The organism is Oleiphilus sp. HI0043 (assembly GCF_001634935.1).
Genome location: NZ_LWEY01001165.1, coordinates 1 through 1505, shown reverse-complemented (window position 1 = coordinate 1505; position 1505 = coordinate 1). Strand labels below are relative to the sequence as shown.

Below are 1505 nucleotides of genomic sequence, written 5' to 3'. Positions count from 1 at the left end.
TTTGTTTGTAGTTTTAATAGGGGTGAAGCATGGGTAAAACGTCAAAGAAGATTGATAAGAAAGTTTCTCAGGTTAAAGAGCTGAGCAATGACTTGTTGAAAGATATCAACAAGAAAGTTACTTCAACTAAGAAAGATTTACAGAAGCAGGTTGATGATTTGACTGCACAAGTAAACGAGTTGCGTGAAGAGGCGACTAAGCCTGCAACAAAGTGGTTGAAGAAAATCGAGAAGCAGTATCAAAAGCAGCTAAATAAGCAGCAGAAAGAATTTGAAGAGCGTGCTGAAGCTTTGCTAGAGACTAAGAATAAGCTGGTTGGTCAACTTGAAGATGCATTAAGCAAGCTTCCTCTGGCGGATAAGATTATGCCAGCGCCAAAGACGCCTGCTAAAAAAGCCAAAGCAACTGTTAAGAAGGCGGCGACTACTGCTAAAGCAAAAGCGTCAACAGCAACTAAGAAAGCCACTGGTGCAGCTAAGTCTGGTATTTCTTCGATGAAAGGTGTTGGCCCTGCGACGGTTAAGAAATTGAATGCAGCGGGATTTAATAGCTTGGAAGATATCGTTAATGCACCTGCCGATAAGTTGGCTGAGTTCAAATCAGTACGCGGCTCAGACTCTTGGGTTGAGCAAGCTAAAGAATTGTTGAAGTAAGCGTTTCAAGCTTCAATAAAAAAGGCAGCGATTAAGCTGCCTTTTTTGTATCTGAAATTTCAGATTGATACTTTCTTTTCTGCTGTAGGCAGAGCCTTGCGCGGCTCGCTGGCGGGTTAGCACCATCGCTGCCTACATAAAAAGTAATGCTACAGCTTATAGACTAACGTGACAGACGTTTCACGATCAGTTTTATCAGCACCTGCTGGAACATCAGAACTATGCTTAATGGTGTAACCAACCTTCATTGACAAGGCTTCTTGCACCTGACTGGTTAAGGAGATACCAAAACGTGTCACAGTGTTACTGTCGCCGGCTTCTGTATTCAGGAACTGGTCAAGGCTAGATGTTTCATTGAATTTCCAAGAGAAGATCTCAGCTGCACGAATAATGCTATCTTCTTCGTTATTGCCATTGTTGTCTTCGATCACACGATAACCAGGCGCAAGCTCGAAATTCAATTCCATATTATCTTCTGCAATAGCTTTATAGCCTAAACCCAGTGCGATAGAGGTTTGATGGTCAAAACCGCTAAAGCGATCCTTTTCCCACGAGATGACGCCAAGCGCATAAGCTCTATCAGAGAGCTTTCGGTCAGACTGCGCTTCAGCAAAATATCTTTCTGCAGAACTTACGTCATTTGATGAGCTGTTAAGCGCCTCTAGTTGAAGTGTGTGCTTCCAATCAGTGTATTCAGTTGAAGCATTAAATTTGGCATTTAGTGTTTCTGTATCCGAGTTGCCGCTGGTCATCACAAAACCAAGTTCAGCCGTTGCATCCCAGTTAGGTTCAGAGACCTCTTCAGCGTTTACTGTGGCGCTTAGGCTTGTAGAGATGAGAGCAATTGCTGTG

The 1505-nt window shown here is 43.1% G+C and carries 2 protein-coding genes; one reads left to right on the top strand and one right to left on the bottom strand.

The window, feature by feature from the left end:
• Nucleotides 1-29: 29 nt before the first annotated feature.
• Nucleotides 30-653, top strand: coding sequence for a helix-hairpin-helix domain-containing protein (locus A3729_RS13440; RefSeq protein ID WP_068514185.1), 624 nt, complete (start codon nt 30-32; stop codon nt 651-653).
• Between the two features lie 149 nt (nt 654-802).
• On the opposite strand, the gene A3729_RS13435 is transcribed toward A3729_RS13440, so the two are convergent.
• On the bottom strand, nt 803-1505 hold a 703-nt coding region (locus A3729_RS13435; RefSeq protein ID WP_068633987.1), incomplete at its 5' end, for a YdiY family protein.